We start from the raw sequence: 25,161 nt of genomic DNA, 5'->3' as shown, positions 1-25,161 counted from the left end.
GGTTGTGTATGCTAAAAAACTTTTTGTTTTAGGCTCTTTACATAAAAAACAAATCGCTCTAATACAAAAGAATATAATATTACATTAAGAATTAGCCCTCCTATAAGACCATATATCCCTTTTATCAATCCGGAGTATCCTATAGTTTCTGTAGGAAGCTTTAATATAGCATGTAATTTCATTAAAAATACTGTTGCAGGAGTAAAAACAAGAGTCCCTTTATCATTAGCATATCCGATTAAACTACATATCACTGCTAGTACAAAAAGTAACATAAATGTGGTGATGTACGTTTGTATATTAATTTTTTTCATCTCTATATCTGGTATTGAAAATTAGTATAAAATTAGCTTCTTAATACTGTGCAAGGTAGTATCGTTTACAGCGATCTAAAACACGGTAAACAATGAAAAATAGGGTACTGAAAACAGGGGTGTAAGTTTTATGGCACTAACTACTGTCATATGTTTTTATACCTGATTGCAAAAAGAGTATTGAGATAAAACTATTGAGACTGCTAAAAAAGCTATTGCTTTGCTGGGTTTTCTAATTTCATCATAGCGGGGCTATGCTAAAATCAAGGAAATACTATTGTGTATTGCTTTTTTAAAACTTTATAATAAACCCTACTTTTTTTCATAATATCATAAAGTTAAATGTTTATACTTGATAACACACTTTACTGAACACTCCCTATTTATTAGGTCACATTCCTACAATAACAGGCTACATTCTTACAATAACACGTTACAAACTGTTCATATTAGGTTACATTCCTACAATAACAGGTTACATTCTTACAATAGCACATTACAAATTACTCATAACAGATTACATTCCTACAATAGCAGATTACATTCTTACAATAGCACATTACAAATTACTCATAACAGATTACATTCCTACAATAGCAGATTACATTCTTACAATAGCACGTTACAAACTATTCATAACAGATTACATTCCTACAATAGCAGATTACATTCTTACAACAGCACGTTACAAACTGTTCATATTACACTATATTCCTACAATAGTAGATTGTATTCTTACAACAACAGATTACAAACTGTTCATATTACACTGTATTCCTATAATAGTAGATTATAGTTATTAATATCATATTACAATCTTTTACTATTAGGTTCTCTATTCTTGGTGATATATTGCTCATGATTTTTTTTGTAAATAGTAGTGTCGCTTTTAAAAAATCATTTGGGATGGGGTACTACGATCTAAAAACAATACTCTATTTTCTATGTTATGTAAAATAAAAGGATAGTATTGCCTTACTTTTTAGTTTACAGCATATAGTATTGTCTTGTTTTTAGAATGGTTTAAGAGATCACTAGGGTTTTGTCATCTAAGTAAGTAATAAAGTTGATGTTTCGTTAACTGAGTATGTATAGGTCTTAGGCAAGTTTTGGAGCACTACAATCTCATTTAGTGAGTACAGAATTAATAACCTCTGAGCAAGCTCATCGAGTATGTTTCTAAAATATTTTTTTGCTATCGAGATTAGCTCTCATGGAATACGCTTTGATGAGGGGGGAGGAGTGAAATAAATTGATTGATATTGGCTAATATGTTCGTTTATATTTCTCTTTTTCGACCAGTGTAATAGCTTGGTCTCCATTTCCTATTCGAAACTTTGTTTTTAGAGTTTTTCTTTCTTTTAATTTCTGTAAAAATACAATAAAGTGCAAGTGTGGTCCTGTTGCCCAGCCTACATTACCGCTATATCCTATAAACTGTCCTGCGGTTACCTGATCTCCTATATGTATTTCTGCTCCATCTTTTTTAATATGTGTATACTCTGCAAAAGTGCCATCGGCATGATAGATGACAATAAAGTTATTATACTTTACACATTCTCCTGTAGTACAACTTTTACTAAAACTTTCTTCTATATCTACTACAACTCCGCCTCTTGCGGCATATATCTTAGTACCTATTGGCATTTTAAAATCTAATGCGTTTTCATTTTTATGAGATATTGCTCCATTATATCCTTGTGACAACCAATATTCTGAGTTTTTCTTAAACGGTAAGTAGTATTGAAAATCAACATCATATTCTTTTTGATTATGATTTCCATGATTATAGATCGATTCGTATCCTAATCTTATTCGTTTCTTTCTATCTATTACATTTAGATCTGTTATCGTATGTCTTTTAGTTTTTGCTGGTATTATATAGACTTTATTTGTACCATTGGTAGAGGAAAGGTTTTCTAATCTAAAATCTATTTTTGCAGAAACAGGGCTATACTCTTCATTATCTGCCAGAATTTTAAAACCTGTTGCTGTTTCTTCATAATAGAGTTTAAAATTATCCTGAGAATAAACAGTAACCCAAAACATCATAACCATAAGGGACAGTATACTTTTCATATAACTCGTTTTATCTCTCTAAGATACAAAAACTGATATAAAATACTAAATTCTATAATTTAGCAATCATAGATGATATAAAAATACTGTAAGTTCTGAAAACAAAATCAAGGGTAAATATATAAACTTTGTAGTAGTTATTATTTTAAACCTACAGCAAAAAAAAGGTTACTTAATAATCAAACTTATAGGTAACTCCTCCTAATACTTGTATGCCTTGCACGGGATAGTTTACCCAACGTTGATAATTCTTGCCTATTAGGTTGTTTCCTTTTACAAAAAAAGAGAGTTGGTCGTTTAATCGGTAACCTAGATGCGCATTGGCATCAAAGTATGAGTCTAAGGTAATTACAGGTACTGAAGTGGTTGTTATGGTTACTTGATTATTGATTTCTTTTCGTTCTCCTATATAAAAGAACTGCGCTCCTGCATACCATTGTGTGTTGATTTGATAATTTACTAGTGTAGAGGCTTTAATCTCTGGGAGGTTCCATGCTTCTTTTTCTTTTTCTGTAGTATACTTAAAATATGCTGCGGTAGCTCCTAGTGTAATTTTTTTACTGATTTCGAAATTTAGTTCTCCATACCCTGTCATGGTATTGATATCATCATATCGATATGAAAATGAGTTTCCATATTCATATCCTTTTGATTGTAATATCGTCATAGGATTGTGTACAAATAGTTGTTTTCTGTCTTCGAAACCATAGCTTCCTCTAAAATTATAACTTACTACATCTCCTAATTTTCCTTTTAATCCGATATATGCATCGTACAACTTACTGGTAGGTCTAATAATCAATGTGGGGGATACAAATGGATTTTCTTGTACTGCATCTCTATAGGTGTTTTGTTGCAATCCTCCTTCTACTCCTCCATAAGCGATTACTGTTTCGTCTAGCAATCTGTAAGAAGCTGTAATTTTAGGGTATATAAAGAGATCGCTATTTTTATTTTTAATATCAATACTATAGTATACTGCTGCACCTAAACTTAGTGTAAGGTTATCTCTTAATACGACAAGGCTTGGATTGACTCCTACATTAAGGATATTATATTCATTAGGTAATGTGCCTAGGTTTTGTTTAAAACTTCCATTTAGATAATCTGCAATAAAGTTAGTGGTTATCAAATTGTCTCCTATTTCGAACTCAAAAGTTGGTTTTGCTACGATATGATGTTCTATCGATTTTAAGGCGTCGCTAAAATAGCGATAGTTTACGGATACTTGCTTAAAATATAAGTCATCAAATTGAAGTTTTCCTCCTAATTTTGCTCCAAAATAACTTTGTTGAGGGTCAATTTCATCTATTTGTTCTTGTGTTAATTTTGGTAATTCTGGCACCCCATACCAATTATACAATTGATGTTCTGCTCCTATTTCTATGCCATAGGTATAATCTCTGGTACGAGATGTGTAATTGGCGTCTAAAAAAGTGTTATAAAACTTATCTTCTAATTGTATTTTATCAATTCCTCCTTGCGAGGAGTTATGATGTAGATATAGCCCAATGTTATCAGAACGATTGATCTGAAAATTACTATAAAATTCTGCAAGAACTGATGTAAAACTCCCAAATCCTAATGTTGCATAGTTATCGTAGATATCTATTGGTTTTGGTCTATCAATATTGGCTGCTCGTCCTTTTGCTGGAGTAAATGTCGAAGCTACGGGTGCCGAAAAAATACTGTATTTTATTTCTTTTTTCTGCTGTGTTACAGAGTCGTTAAGTACTGGTGTAGATTTTACTTTAAATGCATCACTGATGGTTGGGGTATATGTTTTTACAATAACGACTCGTTCTGTTTCTAACGTTTCTTTTTCTTGTCCAAAACTGATCATTCCTATCATAAAAATACCAACAAGAAATATGACATTGTACTTCATAGGGTTACTTGTATTTGCTGTTTTTAACAGGAATTTTTTTTTGATGCTTTCTAAAATCATTCTCATAACAAGAGAATGTTCTTGGAAATTTTTTAAACTCATATGATATCCTTTGGAAACATTTATATATATAGTTTTATTCATATCAAACGATACAGGATCTAGAGATTTGCTAGGTTTATTTGTTTTTTTTAAATATCTGAACATACAATACAATTCGTTTAATGACCGATTACTATTGTTCGGTTTGGATAGATGAATTTGTTTTTGCTTCTTCTGCTTTAATTTTTCTAAGTTCGGTTTTTGCTTCATCAACTACGTCTGGATATTCTGTAAAGTTCTTGATTACGCTTTCTAAAATATACGTTGCTTGATATGCGTCTTTAAGTCCATAGAAATTCTTTGCCATAAGTACTAATCCTTTAGCTCCGTATAGTTTATAACCAGAAAAATTTTTAGATAACTGCTGTATCGTTTCATTAGATCCTTTATAATTTCTTTCGTCATTTTTAAAATAGGCTTCATAATATAATGCTTCGGCAGCAAGTACTCCTGTTGCTATTTTTTGCACTTTAGCATATGCTTTTTTTGCGCGTTGCATATCGACTGTTTGTAAAGCTGCTCTGGCTATAAAAATATTGGCATCACTCTTTACATCATTCTGGATTTTTGGGTTTGCCAAAACTTTTTCTGCATATACAATAGTTTTTTGATATTGTATCAATTGATAATATGATTTCATCAAATTAGATTGTGCAAAGATGATATTCTGTGGATAATCGGCGTCTATTTCTAAGCGTTCTAACACCGGAATAGCTTTTTCATAGTCTCTATTTTCTAAATATATTTGTGATAGCCTTGCTAGTGCTTGTTCTGTAAACTCGGTTCTTTCTTTTTCTAATACATATTGATAATGAGAGATTGCAGCAGTTTTTTGTTCTTTTTTAAAATACAATTGTGCTAGATAAAAATGACTTTTTAGGGCATGTAACCCGTTAGGAAATTCTGCTAGGTATTTCTTAAAACCATTAGTTGCTGAGGTATCATTATTTTCTAAAAATTGCTTTTCTGCTGCTTCATAAACCGTATTATCCAAATCGGCATCACTAACCTCTACAAAACTTAATCCTTTTACCCATGATGCATATTCATCTGTTCTTCCTAGATCTACATAGATCAGCCGTGCTGTTTTTACGGCTTGTATGGCCTCGTCTGTTCCTGGATATTCTGCTACTACTTTCTTAAATTTTGATAATGCATAATTTCCTTTATCTCCATTATAATATATTAACCCTTGTTTTAATAATGCTTTTGACACATATGAGCTTCTGGGTGTATCTTTAATAAGACGATCATAAGCGTCAAAACCTTGCTGGATTCTATTTTCTGATATATATACGTCTCCCAAGGCAAACATAGCATCATCACGATAAGTCGATTTTGGATATTTTTTTAAGAACATCTCTAAATCTTTAATTTTCTTGTCATGTTTATCTACAAAACCATAGCTAATTGCTTTTTGATAATGTGCATAATCAGAATCTGGACCATTTTTTTTGATTGCTTTATTATACGTTTCCATAGCAGGCCAATAGTTTCGAGAAATAAAGTAGCTATCTCCTAATCTTAGGTACGTATCTATGATTCTGGCTTCATCTACTTCGCTTTTCTTAGAAAAAGCATCAAAATGAGTAATCGCTTGTGGGTATTGTTTTAGCTTAAAATAGGTATATCCTAAATTGTAATCAATATGTTTATACTCATTGGTTGATGATGCTCCTGTGCTTCCCTGAAATTGCTTGAATCCAATTAGTGCTTCTTCAAAATTATTCAATAAATAATCGCTTTCTGATTTCCAATAGGTAGCTCTAGCGGTAAATACTGGATCAACTTGTTGTTTTAAGGATTTATCAAAATATAGTATTGCATCATTATGATTTCCCTCATTATATAACTCTATACCTCGATAGAATGCTACTTTTTGGTACACCTCTTTATCTGCATAATTTCTACTTCCTTCTAGCAAATCCATTGCTTCTTTATAGTTTTTTGAGGTGATATATGAACTTATCAGAAGTTCTTTTATCTCTTCTTCGAATGGTGTATTAGGATATTGGTCTAAGTAGGATAATAATACTTTTGGAGCACTCTCAAAGGAGTTTCCTATTTCATAACTTAGTTTTGCATAATTATAGGTAGCATCTTCTTTTATTTTTGCTTCAAAATCCATTTCTGAAGCATTTTTAAATGCATTAAGTGCTTGTTGTTTTTGATCTGTTTTAAGATATGATTCTGCTAAGTGATAGTATGCATTCTGCGAGGTAGCATTGCGCCCGTCTACAATTTTATTAAATTCTGAGATTGCATTTTGATATGCTCCTTGTTTATAATAAGCATATCCCAGAAAGTAATGATCTGTATTATTCCATTTTCCTTTTCGCCCCTTATACTCTTTTAGATAAGGGATTGCTTTATCATACTCACCAAGATTAAAATAGCTTTCGCCAATGATTTTATTTAATTCAGATTTTTCTGAAGGTTTTGATTTTGGCAATTGTACAAGTCCCTCATTAATCGCCTCCTGAAAGTTACCAGATTTAAAATTCATATCACTCTGAAAATAGGATAAGTTTTTATTATACTGGTCAAGGTCTTTTACTTCATCAAATAGTTTATCTGCTTCTTGATAATTATCTCCTTCATAAGCTATAAATCCTAGATAGTATTTTGCTTTTGCTCCATACTTAGGAGAATCTTCTACCTGAGTTAAAAACTTTTTTGCTTCATTAAATCGCTGAATTTTAAAATATGCATATCCATTATTAAAATTATATTTTTCTTTTTCGGTGCGTCTTAAATTGTTTTGATCTACCTTATCATACCACTTACGAGCATATGCATACTTCCCATTATCAAAATAATAGGTGGCAGCATCAAGATAAGCAGCATTACGCTTAATACTTGTTGGATATTGTACTACAAAATTCTCTAATAGCTGATCTGCTCCTTTTTGATTTAACCAAACAGCACAGTTAGCGATATAATAGGTGCAATTGGCATCTATATTAGTGTCTTCTGAGGCATCTCTGACTTTATCAAATAAATTTTGTGCCGCCAGAAACTGTTTATTATGATATAACTCTAGCGCTTGATTATACAACACTAAGTCATTAGTATAAATGGCGGATTGTTGTGCCATTATATGGGTAGACAAACCAATCACAAAAAGCATCGAAATGATGTATTTCATATAGTAAACTTTATGATATTTAAACATTGAACACCCCAAATATAAAACGTATATATTAATAAAATGCCCAAAACATATACTCTCTAAGATCTAGTCCTGAGGTTTTATGTTCTTTAGTATTAAGTTAAGGTAAATATTGTTTCCCGCGAATATTTTTTTGTATTGAAGATATTCCTATCTTCTGTCTAAATAACGGAAGATTTTAAAGATAATTACATTTTCTGTTCAGAATTAGGATTTCTTTATGAATCGTAAACTATTTTTCTTTAGATCTTGTTATACTAGATATGTAACCATTAGGGAGATTTATATAAGTATCTTTTAGTTACAATAACATATTCATTTGATCAGTACTAAAAAACTATTGCCATACCTCATATCATTTTACAGAAAACTTTATATTTTTACCAAGTATATCTAATTTATAATCAAAAACTATGTCTAATACGGTATTAAATCTCAAAAATGCTTCAATTTATCAACGTGAAAATCTAATTCTTTCTGATGTTAATGTCGAGGTTAATAAAGGGGATTTTGTATATCTTATTGGTAAAACAGGTACGGGGAAAAGTAGTTTTATGAAAACATTGTATGGCGATCTTCCTTTATTAGAAGGTGAGGGTAGTATTGTTGATTTTGATCTCCCTAAATTACAGGAAAAACAAATCCCATTCCTACGCAGAAAATTAGGTATTGTATTTCAGGATTTTAAGCTTCTTAATGATAGAACTGTAAATGGTAATCTTTTATTTGTTCTTAAAGCTACTGGGTGGATCGATGAAAAAGGAATTAATAGTAAAATTGATGAGGTATTAGATAAAGTAGGTATGAAAACTAAAGGTACTAAATATCCATATCAATTATCTGGTGGAGAACAACAACGTGTTGCTATTGCCAGAGCGTTACTCAATGATCCCGAATTGATATTGGCTGATGAGCCTACTGGAAATTTAGATCCGCAGACTTCTGTAGAGGTGATGGAGGTTCTAAGAGATATTAATAAGAATGGAAATACCATTCTTATGGCAACTCATGATTATGCTTTATTACTTAAGTATCCTTCTAAAACACTAAAGTGTGATGGTAATAAAGTATTTGAAGTAGTACAAAGAAAAGGCTAATAAATAGAGTCTAATATTTATAGTAGTAAGGATCAAGGTTAGATAACTTCTTCTATGAATGAGTATAAAATATATACTTATCCGATTCGTAATCCATTTTTAACATCCATATCTGTAGTTAGTAGTATTACTCCTTTATCTTCTCCTATAGCTCCTAAGACTAAACATTCACTCATTATATTAGCTATTTGTTTTGGAGGGAAATTAACTACTGCAATTACTTGTTTGCCAATAAGCTGTTCTGGCGTATAGTGTTTTGTAATTTGTGCAGAGGTTTTTCGTTGCCCTAATGTCCCAAAATCAATGAGCATTTTATATGCAGGGTTTCGTGCCTCTTCAAATATTTCTGCATGGAGTATGGTCCCTACCCGTATATCAACATTCATAAAGTCTTTCCATTGTAAATTATTCTCCATAGGGGTGTATTTTATTGTTTATAACAGTAGTATCGTTTAATCGGTATTCTAAAGCATACTATATATAGTGGATATAATAATTATGCCTTAACAAATATACGAGAAGCTTAGGATTGATTGCTTATCTGATGAGATATTGTACTTAGAGTCTAATAGACTTTAGTTTTTTAGTTTAATTTGATTGATTCTGATTTGAAATGTCAATTCTCCATTCAATTCTATTACCCCTCCTTTCTGATCTTTAAACTCTACAAACAGGGTTTTTTTATCTATTATTTCCATAACGATTCCTGTCATTCCTTTTTTTAGTCCATTTTCTTGGTTTTTGATCAAAAGTATTTTTTTATACAACCATTTCTTTTCGAGTCTTTTTCGTTCAACTTCAACTTTAGGAATTCTTAATATTTTCCCTTTAATCCAGTCATATAAACTATGGATTACAGTACAAATCCCCATAATTAACCACTCAACAATCAATTCACTAATCAGTTCAATCATTTTAGTAGTATTTTTTTTAGGTATTATAAAACAATATATAATTATATAAAACTGAACAACAAAAAAACAATATTCTTTAAAAAGAATATTGCTAACCGTTATATGCTATAAGAAAACACTACAAAAACCATAACAAAACAACACTATAAATGCATTTCATCTGAAAAAAAATGTATTTTACCGATAATTTATTGTTTTTTACAAGCTACATCTTAGAAATTACTCTTACATTTGTACTATAAGAAACTAAATAATCAACCCCCATAAATTACCCTAGATATTAAACTGTTTTTTTGAATACCCCAAAATGATACCCCAAAATATCGACAGAAAACCCGAGCTATCTCGGGTTTTTCTTTTTAAAATATCGTACAACGATTATATATCGTAAAACAAAAAAACCTCGAGAGAATTAAAATTCTTCGAGGCTTTATATTTTTATTAAGGAAGGGAAGTATTACACGATTTTATTTCGTTTACGTTCTACTTCAGTAAGATATATTTTTCTTAATCTTAAATGATTAGGAGTTACTTCTACATATTCATCTTTTTGTATATATTCTAGAGCTTCTTCAAGAGAAAACTTAATTGCTGGTACAATCTTAGCTTTATCATCTGCTCCAGAAGAACGTACATTTGATAATTTCTTGGTCTTAGTAATGTTTACAGACATATCATCTCCACGAGAATTCTCTCCAATCACTTGTCCTTCATAAATATCTTCTCCTGGATCTACAAAAAACTTACCTCTATCCTGTAATTTATCAATAGAATATGGTATTGCTGATCCTTTTTCCATAGAAACTAATGACCCATTGATACGTCCTGGAATATCACCCTTAAGTGGTTGGTACTCTTTAAAACGATGTGCCATTATTGCTTCACCTGCAGTTGCTGTTAATAATTGATTACGTAAACCGATGATACCTCTTGATGGAATCATAAACTCACACACCATACGGTCACCTTTAGCTTCCATACTTAGCATCTCACCTTTACGAAGTGTTACCATTTCTACAGCTTTCCCTGATACATTCTCAGGTAAATCAATAGTTAACTCTTCTATTGGTTCACATTTTTTTCCATCAATTTCTTTAATAATTACTTGTGGTTGCCCAATCTGTAATTCATATCCTTCTCTACGCATCGTTTCTATCAATACTGATAAATGCAAGACTCCTCTACCAAATACAAGAAATTTATCGGCACTATTCGTTTCATTAACTCTAAGGGCTAGGTTTTTTTCTAACTCTTTTTCTAATCTTTCTTTAATATGCCTAGAGGTTACAAATTTACCATCTTTACCAAAGAAAGGTGAGTCGTTAATTGTAAATAACATACTCATCGTTGGCTCATCGATTGCAATAGTTTGTAATGCTTCAGGGTTTTCTATATCCGCTACAGTGTCTCCTATTTCAAAACCTTCTAATCCTACTAATGCACAAATATCTCCTGCTTCTACTTTTTCGACTTTCATTCGACCAAGTCCTTCGAAAGTGTGTAGTTCTTTTATTTTTGCTTTTTTTATGGTACCATCTCGTTTTACTAAAGAGACCTGCATTCCTTCTGTAAGCGTACCTCTCTGTAAGCGTCCAATAGCAATACGTCCTGTAAACGATGAGAAATCTAATGATGTTATCAACATCTGCGGAGTTCCTTCTTCAATTTTTGGAAAAGGAATATGCTCAATTACCATATCTAATAATGGCTCGATGTTATCCGTTTCTTTCTTCCAATCATCACTCATCCAGTTATTTTTAGCCGAACCATATACTGTTGGAAAATCTAACTGCCACTCTTCTGCTCCTAATTCGAACATTAGATCGAATACTTTTTCGTGTACCTCATCAGGTGTACAGTTTTCTTTGTCTACTTTATTAACTACCACACATGGTTTTAATCCAAGGTCGATTGCTTTTTGTAGTACAAAACGAGTTTGTGGCATTGGTCCTTCAAAAGCATCTACTAATAGTAGTACTCCATCTGCCATGTTCAATACACGTTCTACCTCTCCTCCAAAATCAGCGTGACCAGGAGTATCAATAATATTGATTTTGGTTCCTTTATAAATTACAGAAACGTTTTTTGAAGTAATTGTAATCCCTCTTTCACGTTCTAAATCGTTATTATCCAGAATTAAATCGCCTGTATTTTCATTCTCACGAAATAATTGACAATGGTACATAATTTTATCTACCAACGTAGTTTTACCATGATCTACGTGAGCAATTATCGCAATATTTTTTATCGCTGTCATAAACACCTCATTTTTAAGGCTGCAAATGTACAAGATATTTTGACAGGTTGTATAAAAAAATTGATTAATAAAATGCTTTGTATGTTAACTAAACGATATCTAATAAGTAATTCCTCAAAAAGCATGATTCTTTATTTAAGTATAAGAAGATCATTAATTTAAAGAACATCCCCACAACTGTATTACTTAATCACCTTTACTACTATCTAAAAGAATGATATTTAACGTACTTTTACTACTAATTCTTTCTTTCAAATCCTATAAAGGTATATCTTTGGCGTTTTAAAAAAATTGTATGGATCTTTCTGGAATAAAAAACATTAAAAACCTAGAGGAGAATAATTTTTTCCTTCTCGCTGGTCCCTGTGCTATAGAGGGAGAAGAAATGGCTTTGCGCATCGCAGAAAAAGTGGTTGAAATCACTTCTAAACTTAAAATTCCTTATGTTTTTAAAGGGTCTTTTAAAAAAGCTAATCGTAGTCGTATTGATAGCTTTACAGGTATTGGTAATGAAAAGGCATTAAAAATCTTACGTAAAGTTGGCGAAACTTTTGAGATCCCTACAGTTACTGATATTCATGAAAATGAAGATGCTGCACTTGCTGCTGAATATGTAGATATTTTACAAATCCCGGCATTCTTAGTACGACAAACTGATCTTGTGGTTGCAGCTGCTCGTACAGGTAAAACAGTTAATCTAAAAAAAGGGCAGTTTATGAGTCCTGAAGCCATGCAACATGCTGTGAAAAAGGTACACGATAGTGGTAATAGCAATACAATGATTACAGATAGAGGTACCATGTTTGGATATCAAGACATGATTGTTGATTTTAGAGGAATCCCTACTATGAAACAATATGCTACTACTGTTCTTGATGTAACCCACTCTTTACAACAACCAAATCAATCTAGTGGTGTGACTGGAGGAAGACCTGATATGATAGAAACTATTGCCAGAGCAGGAATTGCTACAGGAGTAGATGGATTATTTATAGAAACACATTTTGACCCATCTAATGCAAAAAGTGATGGTGCAAATATGTTAGATTTAAAATACTTAGAACGTTTATTAAGTAATCTAGTAGCAATTAGACAAGCTATTATTAATCTATAACTACATTGAAAAAAAGAACTATCCTCGTTTTTCTATTATTAATAATAGGAAAATACAAAACTATTGCACAAGAAAATACAAGTCCCACTCCTATCAGTAAAACCAAGAACAAAAGTAGAAATAAAGGAAAATTTTATTTTTATTGGGGATGGAATGTATCACAGTATAGTAAATCTGACATCCATTTTTCTGGAGATAACTATAATTTTACTGTCCATGATGCTAGGGCTAAAGATAAAGTGACCAAACCTATTGGTTATGACAAATATCTAAACCCATCAAATCTAACTATCCCGCAAACTAATGCTAGATTAGGGTATTATTTCCATGATAATTGGAATGCATCAATTGGGTTAGATCATATGAAATATGTGGTAACTCAATTACAAACTGCTAAAGTATCAGGAGAAATCAACCTAGCGCCAGAAAACAAAGGTGTCCCTTATTTTAATGGTACGTACGATAATACAGATACTGTATTATTAAAAGAATTTGTTGCCTTTGAACATACTGATGGGCTAAACTATATTAACCTAGAAGTAGCGCATGTAGACTATCTAGGTGAACTCATTGGGCTAAACCCTGATAAAATACAAGTTAGTATTACCGAAGGTATAGGTGCTGGTGTATTGTTCCCTAAAACAAATGCTATAGTATTAGGCAAAGAGCGACACGATGCTTTTCATCTGTCGGGTTATGGGATATCTGCTAAAGGAGGACTTAATATTACATTCTTTAATCGTTTCTTCATTCAGGCAGAACTTAAAGGAGGTTTTATAAATTTACCTGATATAAGAACAACTAGTGATAGTAGTGATAAAGCAAAACAACATTTCTTTTTCTTACAACAGAATATCACTTTAGGAGGAATTTTTAAAATATTTTAGAAAAACATAGAATATAATAACTCAGAATCATGTTGTAAGAGCAAATCCCTTTAGCACAAAATACCATGATTGAGATTAGACCTTATTTAAAAAGTGATAGAATAGAACTAATAAAATTACTTAGACTTAACACACCTAATTATTTTTCACCTGATGAAGAAAGTGATTTTATTAGTTACCTAGATAGCGAAATAGAAGATTATTTTGTTGTACAAGAAGACTCCAAAATTATTGGTTCAGGTGGTATTAATTATTTTCCTAAAGAAAAAATTGCCAGAATATCTTGGGATATTATACATCCTAATAAGCAAGGAAAAGGGATCGGAAAAAAGTTAACATTGCATAGAATACAGTATATCAAAAAAAACTCTGTAATCGAATTAATTAACGTTAGGACATCACAATTAGCATATAAATTCTATGAAAAAATCGGTTTTAAGTTAATCCGCATCAAAAAGGATTATTGGGCTAAAGATTTTGATCTATATCTAATGAGCTTAGATGTAAAAGATTAATTAATGATACAATCCCTGAGCATTTTTAAGCACTTCAAGAAACACTTTATCATTGATCTCTTTGGGGTCTGTATATCGTAATGATTTCATTATTTTACGCCCATCTGTAATCAAATGGTCTAAGTGTATGGAGATCTGATTTCCTTTCCAAAAACCAACATCAACATATCCTTTAGATACATTGAGGTAACAAAATGGTTTATCGCCTAAATAATAAAATGGAATTTTATATTTATACTTCATTTCTATCTCAGGAATAGAACTTTCTACAAGTATCTGTATATGTAGTATTATTGTCTTATAAGGTTCTGATTGATTAAGAATATATTCTTCTGCAGGATTCATATAGTATTATATAAAAGTATATTAATACGGACTATTTTTTTCGAAGGTATATAAAATAACTTCTATTAGCTATACTATTACTATAATAATATCTCTAACACTTCTTGATTTCCTTGCATTCGTGCATGATCTATAGCGGTATTGCCTCTATAGTCTTTAATGGTTAAATCTGCTCCTTGTTTTAATAATTCTTCAACAATAAGAGGATGACCAAATGTGGCTGCATAAATCAGAGCGGTAGCTCCTCCATGATTTCTAACATCTATATCTGCTCCATTCTCAATAAGTAATTTTGCGATAGTAACATATCCTTTAAAACAAGCTCCCATAAGCGCTGTATTACCCATTTTATCTTGTATATCAGGATTCGCATTATGATCTAATAAGAAAGTACTTGTTTCTATCTGATTATGATATGCTGCTAAAATTAAAGGACTAAATCCCATGTAATTAACAGTGTCTATCACTTCTTTTTTTAATGCTAATAATGATTCTATTGCTGTTATATTACCCTGTCTGCTATATTCAAATATCTGTTCTTGCCCACGTACTAATACATTAAATAGTAACGTACAACAGAGCAATACAATATGTTTTTTCATAACTCTATTTCTTTAAACAACACCTCCTTCATTATACAGCTCACTATAGCCACACAGATAGACAATATAAAGATAAGGAGGTGTTTCGGTTTATGTTTTTTACATAAAATCTTTTTGCGTAAAACCTAAAGCTTTAGCAACTCTCATTCCATAATCTCTATCTGATCTATAGAAATATGTAATCATAATTTTCTGAATCTTCTTATTCGTTACTTGTTTTAAATCTCCTATTAAATTTCTGATCAAATTTGTCTTTTCTTGTTCTGTAAGAGATCTATAAAAATTTCCTGGTTGTGCAAAATCATTAGTTTTAGAAATCTTTTTATGTACAATCTTAGTCGTACTTACAGGCGTTTCTGAAGGCTTATAGCTAGAATCTTCTTTTAAAGAAACTTTAGAACTAGGTTGGTAATTAATATCTGCATCAGGAAACTTAGAATTAGCTGCACTAGAATAACTATCAGAATTATAGTTCACTACTTTATTTTTAGGCTGATTTACAGCTATTTGTTGATTATTAGGTCCTAATCTATGGCGCTGTGTATCAAAATACGAAAACAGCCTCCCTTGTAAAAGTTTATCCTCGGATGGCTCTACTCCTGGAATCAAATTACCTGGTGACATCGCAATAGATTCTACTTCCTGAAAATAATTGACCGGATTTCTATTTAAAGTCATCGTTCCTATTTTTACCTTTTCAATCTTATCAGCTGGCCAATCTTTGGTAGCATCTAATGGCCAAAAATCAAAACCATGAATATCCTCTGGTTTAATCATCTGTACGTATAAATCCCATTGGGGATATTTTTTAGTATTAATCGCATTTCTAAGACTTACTGTAGCGTGTTGCCAATCCATCGATTGCTGTTTCGCTGCTTGCTCAAGATCTAAGTTTTTTTCTCCTTGCTTGCTTACCCAAGAATATTTTACATAAACTACTTCTCCTTTTTGATTAAACCATTTAAATCCATGCACACTACTACCATTCATATACTGATACCCTTTAGGTATTCCTAAATCTGTATATAAGCGGGTAATCATATGTGTTGCCTCAGGAACATTAGCAAAAAAATCAAAAAATCGATTAGGATCTTGCTTATTGGTTACAGGAGAAGGTTTTAATGAGTGTACCATATCAGGAAATTTAACCGCATCTCTTATAAAGAATATAGGAAGATTGTTTCCTACTATATCATAATTCCCTTTATCGGTATAAAACTTTACTGCGAATCCTCTCGGATCTCTTGCAGTTTCAGGAGAACCTTTACCATGGATTACTGTAGAAAAACGAACTGCGAGATCTGTACGCTTATGATTTCCGGTAAACAAAGTAGCTTTTGTAAACGCAGACATATCTTTTGTACTTTCAAAATACCCAAAAGCTCCTGCTCCTCTGGCATGAACAACTCGCTCAGGAATACGCTCCCTGTCAAAAGCCGCTAGTTTTTCGATTAAATGTATATCTTCTAACAGTACAGGTCCATACTCTCCTACTGTTTTAGAATTTTGATTGTCCCCAACCGGAACACCTCCATTAGTTGTTATAATTTGCTGACCATAGAGTGTTGGCCACATCATTACAACAACTGCAATTAATGCTATTTTTTTCATGTGTGAAATATATTTAAAGTTAGTACTATGTAAATGCAAAGTACGCTTAGCTAATCTTATAAATCAAATTAATAATATTAATAACTATATTTACATTATCAATATACATATATGACACTTCAGCAATTAAAATATATCATAGCACTAGATCATAAAAGACATTATATAAAAGCCGCAGAAGAATGTTTTGTTACTCAACCCACATTAACTATTCAGGTAAAAAAATTAGAAGAAGAAATTGGAACAACGATATTTGATCGCAATACAATACCACTTACACCAACACCTATAGGAAAAATTTTAATTGCTAAAGCAAAAAGCTTGCTTAGAGAAGCTGATGAATTTAAAGAAATTGCATATAGTAACACCTCTAGTCTCTCGGGCAAATACACACTAGGCATCATACCAACCATTGCGCCTTATTTACTTCCCTTATTTCTAGAAAGTTTTTTAAAAAACAACCCAAACACTAAGTTAATAATAAAGGAGATGCAAACAGATTTTATCATTGATGCCTTACATAATGGCACATTAGATATCGGTATAGTTTCAACCCCTTTAGAAGATAAAATGATCCGTGAGATAAACTTATATCAAGAACCTTTCTTAGTATATTGTAAGGATCAAAAAGCTTTTAGCTCATCAGAAATTGTAAAACAAGATGACCTTACCCCAGATGATCTTCTAATTTTAGAAGAAGGCCATTGTTTTAGAAATCAAACACTAAACATATGCCAAGACAAAGAAAAGCATCGTAACAAAGCTTTTCTATTCGAAAGTGGATCAATACAAACTGTAAAAAATATGGTTAAAGCAGGACTAGGGTACACTTTAGTTCCTCAATTATCAATCACAGAAGATTTTGAAAAAAAGTATATAAAGTCCTTTGCTACTCCAAAACCAACCAGAGAAGTAAGTATAGTAGTGAACAAAAATTTTACCAAAGAAAAATTAATTGAAAACTTGCTTCTAGAAATTAAAAACAACATCCCTAAACAGGTAAAAGAAATTGACAACTATATTAAAATTCGATGGAAATAACTCTTGCTCAGATGTCTATAAAAAATACTACTCTTATTAAAATAATTTCTAAAATGAATTATACAACATCATCATAAAATTAGTAATCATTTAAAAATAAAACTTGTGTAATTCAATATTTTATTTTTACTTTGTAATTCAAAGTACTTTTAATATGAATACAGAAGAATACTTAAGAGATATTTCTGAGATTAAAGATATGATGAATAAATCATCTCGCTTTTTCTCACTTAGTGGTTTATCAGGAATCCTAGCAGGGGTATATGCTCTTATCGGAGCTGTAGTAGCGTATTACCTTGTTAGCATTAGCGGACGAGAATACTTAATTCTTGACGGAAAAATATTTAACTATATCTTATTAGATCTTGCAGCTGTTGCAATCCTAAGTATTGGTACTGCAATTATATTAAGCACCAGAAAAGCGAGAACAAACCAAGAGACATTATGGACTAGCGCAACAAGAAGGCTGCTTACCGCTTTTTTAATTCCATTAGTTACAGGGGGTATTTATATACTTATAAAAATTTCTAGTCATCATTATGGCTTAACAGGATCATTAATGCTAATATTCTATGGACTAGCATTAGTAAATGCATCAAAATATACAATCGGAAATGTAAAGTATCTAGGATACATAGAAATTATACTAGGATTAATATGCGCTATATATCCGGGGTATGGCTTTTGGTTTTGGATCTTAGGATTTGGTATAATGCACATTATATATGGAAGTCTTATTTATTTTAATGAAGATTCGAACTCTCATTAAAATAACTCCAAAATTCATAATTTAGCCATCCATAAATCACTAAAATATAGAATCCTAAAAAAGAAAATTTAGGTAGTATAATGAGTAGTATAATTAACAATATAAACAAAGCATTTGATCATCGAATTCGATTAGGGATCATGTCGATACTAATGGTTAATGAATATGCTGATTTTAAGATGTTAAAAGAACTTCTTGGTGCTACTGATGGTAACTTAGCTAGTCATACAAAAGCTTTAGAAAAAGAAGAATATATACTTGTCGAAAAATCATTTATAGGTAGAAAACCTAATACTAAATATAAGGTTACCAAAAAAGGAAGAGAAGCTTTTAAAAAGCATGTAGAGGCTATTGAAAAATTACTAAAACAATAGCTATATTTTTTTATCAATTTACTTTGAAATTCAAAGTACTTTAAGATTAAACAAAATGAGGAAATATATTTTAGAAACAATTTATGAATGGAGCAAAAAACCATATCAAAAATGGTTTAAGTCTCAAAGCCCTTGGGATATTTCGGTACAAACATTACTTAAGTATTCTCACGAGAGCTTAGGGTTTCATCTAGGATGTTTTTTATTACAGTATGATTTTAGCCCGCAACCTAAACTAGAGAATCATGATGTTTTTCATGTACTTACAGGCATAGGCATATCTGTTCCCGAAGAGATTGCTATGCAATATTATCTTTTAGGAAATGGTAAACGTAGCTTATACCTACTCTCTGTGATCGTTATAGGATCTATATGCTACCCTGATAAATTCAAGTTGTTTAAAAAAGCATATCAAACAGGTAAAACAGCATATCCATTTCATCAATTAGATTACAAAAAACTTTTACAACAACCCGTACAAACATTAAAAACTACATTTTTAATCTCATCATTATGAAAATTATACAAACCATTAACAAAAAGTCACTCTTTATAGCTGCACTAAGTTTTATATTAGGAACGATCATCTTATTATCATTTATAATATCTCAATCTGATACAGTATTCAAGATCGGTATATTTTATGTCATCATTGCCGCGGCCTTAAACACATTCTTTTTTATCGAACTAATCATCAATGCTATTGTCAATTACCAGTATTATAAAGAGAACCTAATAACAATCCTACTTGTTGTTCTTAACATCCCTATTACCATTGGGTATATCTCAATAGTTCTGAATAATCCTTTTTAAATACTATACAAATGAACACGATACATAAACAAATACCTTTCATCAAAGGGTTTACAATCTCAGTACTATTCAGTTTCATACTATTGATAATTCGATATCTAAAAACAGATTCCCTTTTTTACCTATTTCTGGTCTGGAATCTTTTTCTTGCATGTATCCCTTATGCCATTGTACTTTTATTAAGCCTACAAAAAACAAAATGGTATATTTTCTGGATAGGGTTCTGTATTTGGTTAGCATTTTTACCAAACTCACCATACATCCTTACAGACTTACAATATATTAAATTAAGTACACTTCAATCTGTTTGGTTTGATGTACTACTCATTTTATCATTTGCCATCAATGGCTTAATCATCGGCTTTGCTTCCTTATGGATCATGCAAACTCTTCTTATTGAGTATTTTTCTAAAAAAATCACTAATTACATCAGCTATGCTATACTAATTCTTTGTGGTTTTGGAATTTATCTAGGAAGAGTACTACGATGGAATAGTTGGGATATTATCCAAAACCCAGTAGGAATCATTGCTGATGTCACCAAGAGAATTCTATTCCCTTCTCAGTATATAAATACTTGGGCATTTACAATAGGATTTGGAATCTTTTTGATAGCCACCTATAGGATGATTCAATACTATCAAGAAAAGAGGTAATTTCTAAGAAATATACTTCTCAAAAAAAAACAATATGAATATCTCTTTTTTCTAAAGCTAAATACAACATTATATTTTTTTATATCTATGGAAACGCAAAAACAAAAAAAGTCTTTTGGACAATGGCTTAAAACATCAATAACTATAAGAATGTTGATGGTCGGAATATTAATTCTTGTATTATTAATTCCACTATCATACATCAAAAACTTAATACAAGAGCGCTCTTACCGACAAGAAGAAGTTGTAAAAGAAATTAACCAAAAATGGGGTAATGAAGTATTACTATATGGACCTGTATTAAAAATCCCATATCAGATACATACTTTAAAAAAGAACTGGGATGAAAAAACCAAATCTTATACAGAAGAAGATCTGATTACTATAAAACATGCCTTTTTCTTTCCTAATACACTAGATATCGATACTAAAGTAGAATCAGAAACTCTAGGAAGAAGTATTTATGAATCTGTTGTATATACTGCCGATTTAAAAATAAAAGGATCGTTTACACCTCCCAATTTTGAGTCAAAAGACATCAAACCTATTGATATCTTGTGGAATAAAGCTACAGTACTAATTAATTCTACAAATCTAAAAGGAATACGTAGCAGTTTAGAACTAAAGCTAGGAAAAGAATCTTACTCGTTACAATCTAAATATGCCAAAAACTCATATACCAATACCTTAGAAACTAAATTTTTAGAAGAGGCTTCATTACCTAAAGAACATACTATTGATTTTAACCTAGACCTTATCATTAACGGAAGTGAACAATTAAGATTCATCCCTGTAGGGCGAGAAACCAATGTATCTATGACTTCTAATTGGGCTTCTCCTAGTTTTAATGGTAACTATTTACCAGATACTAAAACTAAAAAAATCTCTAAAGAAGGATTTAAAGCTAATTGGAAGGTATTACAAATCAATAGAAAGTTTGAACAAGAATTCTTTGGAGAATTGCCGCATATCAACTCTTCTGCTTTTGGAGTAAAACTACTAATTCCTGTAGATGAATATCAAAAAAGTGAACGCGCTGCTAAGTATGGGTATCTTGTCATCGCACTTACTTTTTTAGTATTCTTTTTAATTCAGACCATAAGCAAGATTCAGATTCATCCTTTTCAATATCTAATGATAGGACTAGCACTTACGATGTTTTATATTTTATTAATCTCTATATCTGAGCATTCTAGTTTTTTACAAGCATATGCTATTGCTGGCAGTGCTGTAGTAGTCTTAATCTCTATGTATTCTAAAGCAATTCTAAAAAGTTTCAAGTTCATGGGCTTTATAGCAACTTCCTTAGCAGCATTGTATACATTCATATTTGTAATTATTCAATTAGAGAATTACGCATTACTTGTAGGAAGTATTGGTTTATTCCTCATTTTGGCAACGATAATGATGATATCTCGTAAGATTGATTGGAAAAATGAATAACATATAATTTCAAAACACAAGTGACCTTATGCTTTTTATTTTTTTAAACATATTATTAATAATTGGAATTCCCTTATCGATATCTTTTATTATCTATATAACAATAAAAAGATTTTATCCTAAGGCTGCTCTAAGAATAGGGATCATTACTTTTTTTATCCCCTATATATTGCTAGCTATATTTATTTATATAGCTAGCAATCCTAACGAAGATTTTTATAAAGAAGAATTCTATGAAGTTACAGGGTTTAATATCCCTAATAGTACTTATTTCAACTACAAAGAAGCTACATTACCTAATCTTTATGGAGAATATATATCTGCCGCCGCCATAACGCTTTCGAAGAACGATTTCAATACGCTATTAAAAGAAATTCGAGAATCTAAAAAACTGACAGATCAATCTGATCTAGAAAGCAATACATATCGAAAAATTAAAATTAAAACAGGCAATCAGAAATATATTTATTATGCATCATCAAAAATTAAAAATAACTATTATTTCATTGGTTTTTGCACAGATCAAAAAACAGTGATCATTCATTCGATAAAATCTTAACAATACCGTTAGTTAATTAGTTGAAAAAAAGTCGCACTTTATCTTTAGAATGTGCGGCTTTTTTAATTACATTTAACTCTTCAAAAAAACGTATGAAAAAGCATATTTACACCTCTATTATTACATGTTGCATACTAAGCATTTTTTCTTGTAAAACAGACTCTAAAGAAAAACAAAACCTTGTTAAAGAGATTACATTTACTAAAGAAGGTGAGCTTTCTTTATTTAATCTACAAGATTCAATCGCTACTCCTATTACAAAATTAAATATCGAGATCGCTGATGATGAGTATCAAATACAAACAGGTTTGATGTATCGTACATCTATGCAAAACAATCAAGGAATGTTATTTATGTTCCCCGAAGAAGCTCCTCGTTCATTTTATATGAAAAATACAAAAATCCCGTTAGATATCATTTTTATTGATTCTAAAAACAAAGTTGTTAGCATACAAAAAAACGCACGACCTCTTGATGAATCTTTACTGCCATCAGATGGTCCTGCGCAATATGTATTAGAAGTAAATGCTAAACTAACAACTACTTGGAATCTAAAAAAAGGAGATTCTATTTCCTTTATCAAAATGTAATATCAGAAATAAAAAATCATATTATTTTTATCTTCTATAAACAGTATTCACAATTATTACAACTCTATTTTTGTTAGACTAATTAGAAAAATGTTCTTCAAAATTTAAAACAAAATCATTAGTATATTTTTTATCCTCATCAGACTTTCGAAAAGTCAAATAATGTGTTCGCTTTAATCCATTTTTACTAATTTTTTTAAAAATTAAATCATCAGAAATTGTAAATGATTGCACTGCCCACTTAGGCATACATATCACTCCCATATTAGCTTTAACCATCTCCAAAGCAACTTCTGTAAGTGGAACAGCAGAAATCTTAAATGGTAGTATGTTATGAGATTTTAGAAATTGTTTATATACAGAGACTGTTTCTAATGGAAAAGAATGAATAATCAGATGTATATCAGAAAAATGACTTGCATTAAGAAACTCTTCACCACTCAACTTATTTTCTTGATGCATAATTGTAAAAATCTCATCTTCAAAAACCTCAACACTTGATAACAAATGATTTTTTGGTTTTGATGTCACTATTGCAATATCTATATCATGAGATAAAACCTTAGAAATTGGCTGGTGTGTTGCTTCTAAAACCAAATCTACTTCTATCTCGGGATACAAAGCTCCCATTTTTTGAATAAAACGAGGTACCCCTTGGTAAAAAGAATAACATTCTGTACTCACTTTAATACGACCAACTGAACCTGTTCTTATGTTATGAATATTCTTAAAACCTACATCAATCCTTTCTAAAACATCTTTTCCTAATCGATATAACTCATCACCCTCTTCCGTTAACCTCCATTTATTTCGAGTTCTATGAAATACCTTAAATCCTAATTGTGCTTCTAACTCCTTTAATTGATGACTTAATGCAGATTGTGTTAAAAATAATTTATCAGATGAATTAGCAATACTCCCCTCATCAGCAATCGTTTTTACTAATCTAAAATACTTAACATCCATAATCTCAAAGGTACGATAATACATGAATCTAGTATATGAAAAATTTTCAGTTAAAGTAGAAAACCATTCAGTTTTAAAATTATAATACCGTTATCAACATCTATAATTTTATCAAAAATAAAATCACTGTCTTATGCAAAAACAAATTGAATTTTATGAAAATAAACTTGCCTATGAAATGGATCCGTCTGATCTATATGATGCTCTACAAAAAAATATGAATTATAGTGTTATAGATACAAGACAACCTTTTGGCTTTAAAAAAGAACATATCCCTACTGCAATTAACCTACCTCATAGAGAAATGACCGCAGAAAACACAAAACATCTTGATAAGACAAAAACGTATGTATGTTATTGTGATGGCATTGGATGCAATGCTTCTACAAAAGGAGCATTACAACTAACTAAATTAGGGTTTACAGTAAAGGAATTAATAGGCGGAATTAAGTGGTGGAAATTTGATGGCTATGCTACAGAAGGTACCAATCCTACAAAAGGCACCCTTATAGAATGTGCATGTTAATACTATTTTAAAAAATTAGAATTTAACAAAATATGGTATGACAATTAGACCTATTAAAAAGAATGATATAGAACAAATAGTAACGTTATGTGAACTACATGCGTCTTTTGAAAAATCAGAATTCGATAAAAAAATAAAGCTAACCTCCTATCAGAACATTTCTTTACCCCTACAACCACTACTCAATGCCTAGTGATAGAAGAAAGTAAAGAGATTATAGGGTATACTACGTTTATGAAACAATTTTCTACATGGGATGCTAATTTCTACATATACCTCGACTGTTTGTTTATCAAAGAAAAAGCTAGAGGAAAAGGCCTAGGAATGTTTATTATGGAAAGAGTAAAAGAATATGCCAAATCAAAGAACTGTAAAATTATTCAATGGCAAACACCTGATTTTAACCAAAAGACTATTAACTTTTATCAAAAACTAGGAGCTGTATCAAAATCTAAAGAACGTTTTTTCTGGAATGTTTAAACTAATTTATATACATAAAAAATCTATATCTATAGATTATCTTTGCT

27 protein-coding genes are annotated in these 25,161 nt (G+C 30.9%); 16 read left to right on the top strand and 11 right to left on the bottom strand.

All coding sequences use genetic code 11. The features are described 5' to 3' along the window. Positions 1-11: 11 nt before the first annotated feature. From N456_RS01540 to N456_RS01525, 4 genes are all read right to left on the bottom strand, one after another. Positions 12-314, bottom strand: a complete 303-nt coding sequence (locus N456_RS01540; protein ID WP_062053179.1) for a hypothetical protein — start codon at positions 312-314, stop codon at positions 12-14. Between the two features lie 1,266 nt (positions 315-1,580). Next, positions 1,581-2,393 carry a M23 family metallopeptidase gene (locus N456_RS01535; RefSeq protein ID WP_062053177.1) on the bottom strand — a complete coding sequence of 271 codons (813 nt, stop codon included), beginning with the start codon at positions 2,391-2,393 and terminating at the stop codon, positions 1,581-1,583. 172 nt (positions 2,394-2,565) lie between these two features. Next, positions 2,566-4,425: a porin family protein gene (locus tag N456_RS01530; RefSeq protein ID WP_240315463.1), complete on the bottom strand. Its 1,860-nt coding sequence runs from the start codon at positions 4,423-4,425 to the stop codon at positions 2,566-2,568. Positions 4,426-4,516: 91 nt separating this feature from the next. Continuing rightward, a complete protein-coding gene (locus N456_RS01525; protein ID WP_062053541.1) occupies positions 4,517-7,531 on the bottom strand; it encodes a tetratricopeptide repeat protein in 3,015 nt (1,004 codons plus the stop codon). Positions 7,532-7,968: 437 nt separating this feature from the next. On the opposite strand from N456_RS01525, the gene N456_RS01520 reads away from it, so the two are divergent. Then, positions 7,969-8,652, top strand: a complete 684-nt coding sequence (locus N456_RS01520; RefSeq protein WP_062053175.1) for a cell division ATP-binding protein FtsE — start codon at positions 7,969-7,971, stop codon at positions 8,650-8,652. A 77-nt stretch (positions 8,653-8,729) separates the two neighbouring features. Here N456_RS01520 and N456_RS01515 read toward each other — a convergent pair whose 3' ends face one another. The 3 genes from N456_RS01515 to typA all read right to left on the bottom strand — a co-directional run bounded on the left by N456_RS01515 (position 8,730) and on the right by typA (position 11,823). Then, a complete protein-coding gene (locus N456_RS01515) occupies positions 8,730-9,068 on the bottom strand; it encodes a tRNA-binding protein (protein ID WP_062053173.1) in 339 nt (112 codons plus the stop codon). Between the two features lie 159 nt (positions 9,069-9,227). Next, positions 9,228-9,566, bottom strand: coding sequence for a hypothetical protein (locus N456_RS01510; RefSeq protein ID WP_062053171.1), 339 nt, complete (start codon positions 9,564-9,566; stop codon positions 9,228-9,230). 457 nt (positions 9,567-10,023) lie between these two features. After that, on the bottom strand, positions 10,024-11,823 hold the full coding sequence (typA, locus tag N456_RS01505) for a translational GTPase TypA (RefSeq protein WP_062053169.1): 1,800 nt from the start codon (positions 11,821-11,823) through the stop codon (positions 10,024-10,026). 295 nt (positions 11,824-12,118) lie between these two features. On the opposite strand from typA, the gene kdsA reads away from it, so the two are divergent. The 3 genes from kdsA (at position 12,119) to N456_RS01490 (ending at position 14,339) form a co-directional block, all read left to right on the top strand. After that, a complete protein-coding gene (gene kdsA, locus N456_RS01500) occupies positions 12,119-12,937 on the top strand; it encodes a 3-deoxy-8-phosphooctulonate synthase (RefSeq protein WP_062053167.1) in 819 nt (272 codons plus the stop codon). A gap of 5 nt (positions 12,938-12,942) precedes the next feature. After that, complete coding sequence (locus N456_RS01495; RefSeq protein WP_148639141.1) at positions 12,943-13,824, top strand: hypothetical protein; 882 nt, start codon at positions 12,943-12,945, stop codon at positions 13,822-13,824. Between the two features lie 65 nt (positions 13,825-13,889). Further along, entirely contained in the window at positions 13,890-14,339 is a 450-nt protein-coding gene (locus tag N456_RS01490; protein WP_062053165.1) for a GNAT family N-acetyltransferase, read from the top strand. Here the strand turns inward: N456_RS01490 and N456_RS01485 are convergent, their stop codons facing one another. From N456_RS01485 to N456_RS01475, 3 genes are all read right to left on the bottom strand, one after another. Beyond that, positions 14,340-14,684, bottom strand: a complete 345-nt coding sequence (locus N456_RS01485; protein ID WP_062053163.1) for a DUF1801 domain-containing protein — start codon at positions 14,682-14,684, stop codon at positions 14,340-14,342. 80 nt (positions 14,685-14,764) lie between these two features. Continuing rightward, positions 14,765-15,286, bottom strand: a complete 522-nt coding sequence (locus N456_RS01480; RefSeq protein WP_062053161.1) for an ankyrin repeat domain-containing protein — start codon at positions 15,284-15,286, stop codon at positions 14,765-14,767. Positions 15,287-15,385: 99 nt separating this feature from the next. Then, the gene (locus N456_RS01475) at positions 15,386-16,897 is read right to left on the bottom strand and encodes a catalase (RefSeq protein ID WP_062053159.1); all 1,512 of its coding nucleotides are present in this window, start codon (positions 16,895-16,897) and stop codon (positions 15,386-15,388) included. 111 nt (positions 16,898-17,008) lie between these two features. On the opposite strand from N456_RS01475, the gene N456_RS01470 reads away from it, so the two are divergent. From N456_RS01470 to N456_RS01435, 9 genes are all read left to right on the top strand, one after another. Next, positions 17,009-17,938: a LysR substrate-binding domain-containing protein gene (locus N456_RS01470; RefSeq protein ID WP_062053157.1), complete on the top strand. Its 930-nt coding sequence runs from the start codon at positions 17,009-17,011 to the stop codon at positions 17,936-17,938. A 154-nt stretch (positions 17,939-18,092) separates the two neighbouring features. Beyond that, entirely contained in the window at positions 18,093-18,707 is a 615-nt protein-coding gene (locus N456_RS01465; RefSeq protein WP_062053156.1) for a hypothetical protein, read from the top strand. An 80-nt stretch (positions 18,708-18,787) separates the two neighbouring features. After that, positions 18,788-19,081 (top strand): winged helix-turn-helix domain-containing protein, encoded by a 294-nt coding sequence (locus N456_RS01460; RefSeq protein WP_062053154.1) that lies wholly within the window; start codon positions 18,788-18,790, stop codon positions 19,079-19,081. 55 nt (positions 19,082-19,136) lie between these two features. After that, positions 19,137-19,598, top strand: coding sequence for a Coq4 family protein (locus N456_RS01455; protein ID WP_062053151.1), 462 nt, complete (start codon positions 19,137-19,139; stop codon positions 19,596-19,598). Continuing rightward, positions 19,595-19,894, top strand: coding sequence for a hypothetical protein (locus N456_RS23925; RefSeq protein ID WP_148639140.1), 300 nt, complete (start codon positions 19,595-19,597; stop codon positions 19,892-19,894). Before N456_RS01455 ends, N456_RS23925 begins: the two co-directional genes overlap by 4 nt. Before the next feature lie 11 nt (positions 19,895-19,905). After that, entirely contained in the window at positions 19,906-20,550 is a 645-nt protein-coding gene (locus tag N456_RS01450) for a DUF1361 domain-containing protein (RefSeq protein ID WP_062053149.1), read from the top strand. Positions 20,551-20,637: 87 nt separating this feature from the next. Then, on the top strand, positions 20,638-21,993 hold the full coding sequence (creD, locus tag N456_RS01445; protein ID WP_062053147.1) for a cell envelope integrity protein CreD: 1,356 nt from the start codon (positions 20,638-20,640) through the stop codon (positions 21,991-21,993). A 169-nt stretch (positions 21,994-22,162) separates the two neighbouring features. After that, positions 22,163-22,552: a hypothetical protein gene (locus N456_RS01440; RefSeq protein WP_148639139.1), complete on the top strand. Its 390-nt coding sequence runs from the start codon at positions 22,163-22,165 to the stop codon at positions 22,550-22,552. Positions 22,553-22,644: 92 nt separating this feature from the next. After that, positions 22,645-23,142, top strand: a complete 498-nt coding sequence (locus N456_RS01435) for a DUF192 domain-containing protein (protein ID WP_062053142.1) — start codon at positions 22,645-22,647, stop codon at positions 23,140-23,142. Positions 23,143-23,220: 78 nt separating this feature from the next. On the opposite strand, the gene N456_RS01430 is transcribed toward N456_RS01435, so the two are convergent. Next, the gene (locus N456_RS01430) at positions 23,221-24,132 is read right to left on the bottom strand and encodes a LysR family transcriptional regulator (RefSeq protein WP_240315462.1); all 912 of its coding nucleotides are present in this window, start codon (positions 24,130-24,132) and stop codon (positions 23,221-23,223) included. Positions 24,133-24,241: 109 nt separating this feature from the next. Between N456_RS01430 and N456_RS01425 the strand changes: the two genes are divergently transcribed. Genes N456_RS01425 through N456_RS01420 form a run of 3 tightly spaced genes read left to right on the top strand, consistent with a single transcriptional unit; the run spans position 24,242 to position 25,114 of the window. Further along, the gene (locus N456_RS01425) at positions 24,242-24,634 is read left to right on the top strand and encodes a rhodanese-like domain-containing protein (RefSeq protein ID WP_062053138.1); all 393 of its coding nucleotides are present in this window, start codon (positions 24,242-24,244) and stop codon (positions 24,632-24,634) included. 37 nt (positions 24,635-24,671) lie between these two features. Next, entirely contained in the window at positions 24,672-24,827 is a 156-nt protein-coding gene (locus N456_RS24920; RefSeq protein WP_158447802.1) for a hypothetical protein, read from the top strand. Next, a complete protein-coding gene (locus N456_RS01420) occupies positions 24,827-25,114 on the top strand; it encodes a GNAT family N-acetyltransferase (RefSeq protein ID WP_148639138.1) in 288 nt (95 codons plus the stop codon). The genes N456_RS24920 and N456_RS01420 overlap by 1 nt, the downstream gene beginning before the upstream one ends. The last annotated feature ends 47 nt before the right edge of the window (positions 25,115-25,161 follow it).

It is taken from the genome of Aquimarina longa SW024 (assembly GCF_001401755.1).
In the GTDB taxonomy this organism is placed as follows: domain Bacteria; phylum Bacteroidota; class Bacteroidia; order Flavobacteriales; family Flavobacteriaceae; genus Aquimarina; species Aquimarina longa.
Note: the sequence above shows the minus strand (reverse complement) of the source record. Positions and strands in the feature narration are given on the sequence as shown.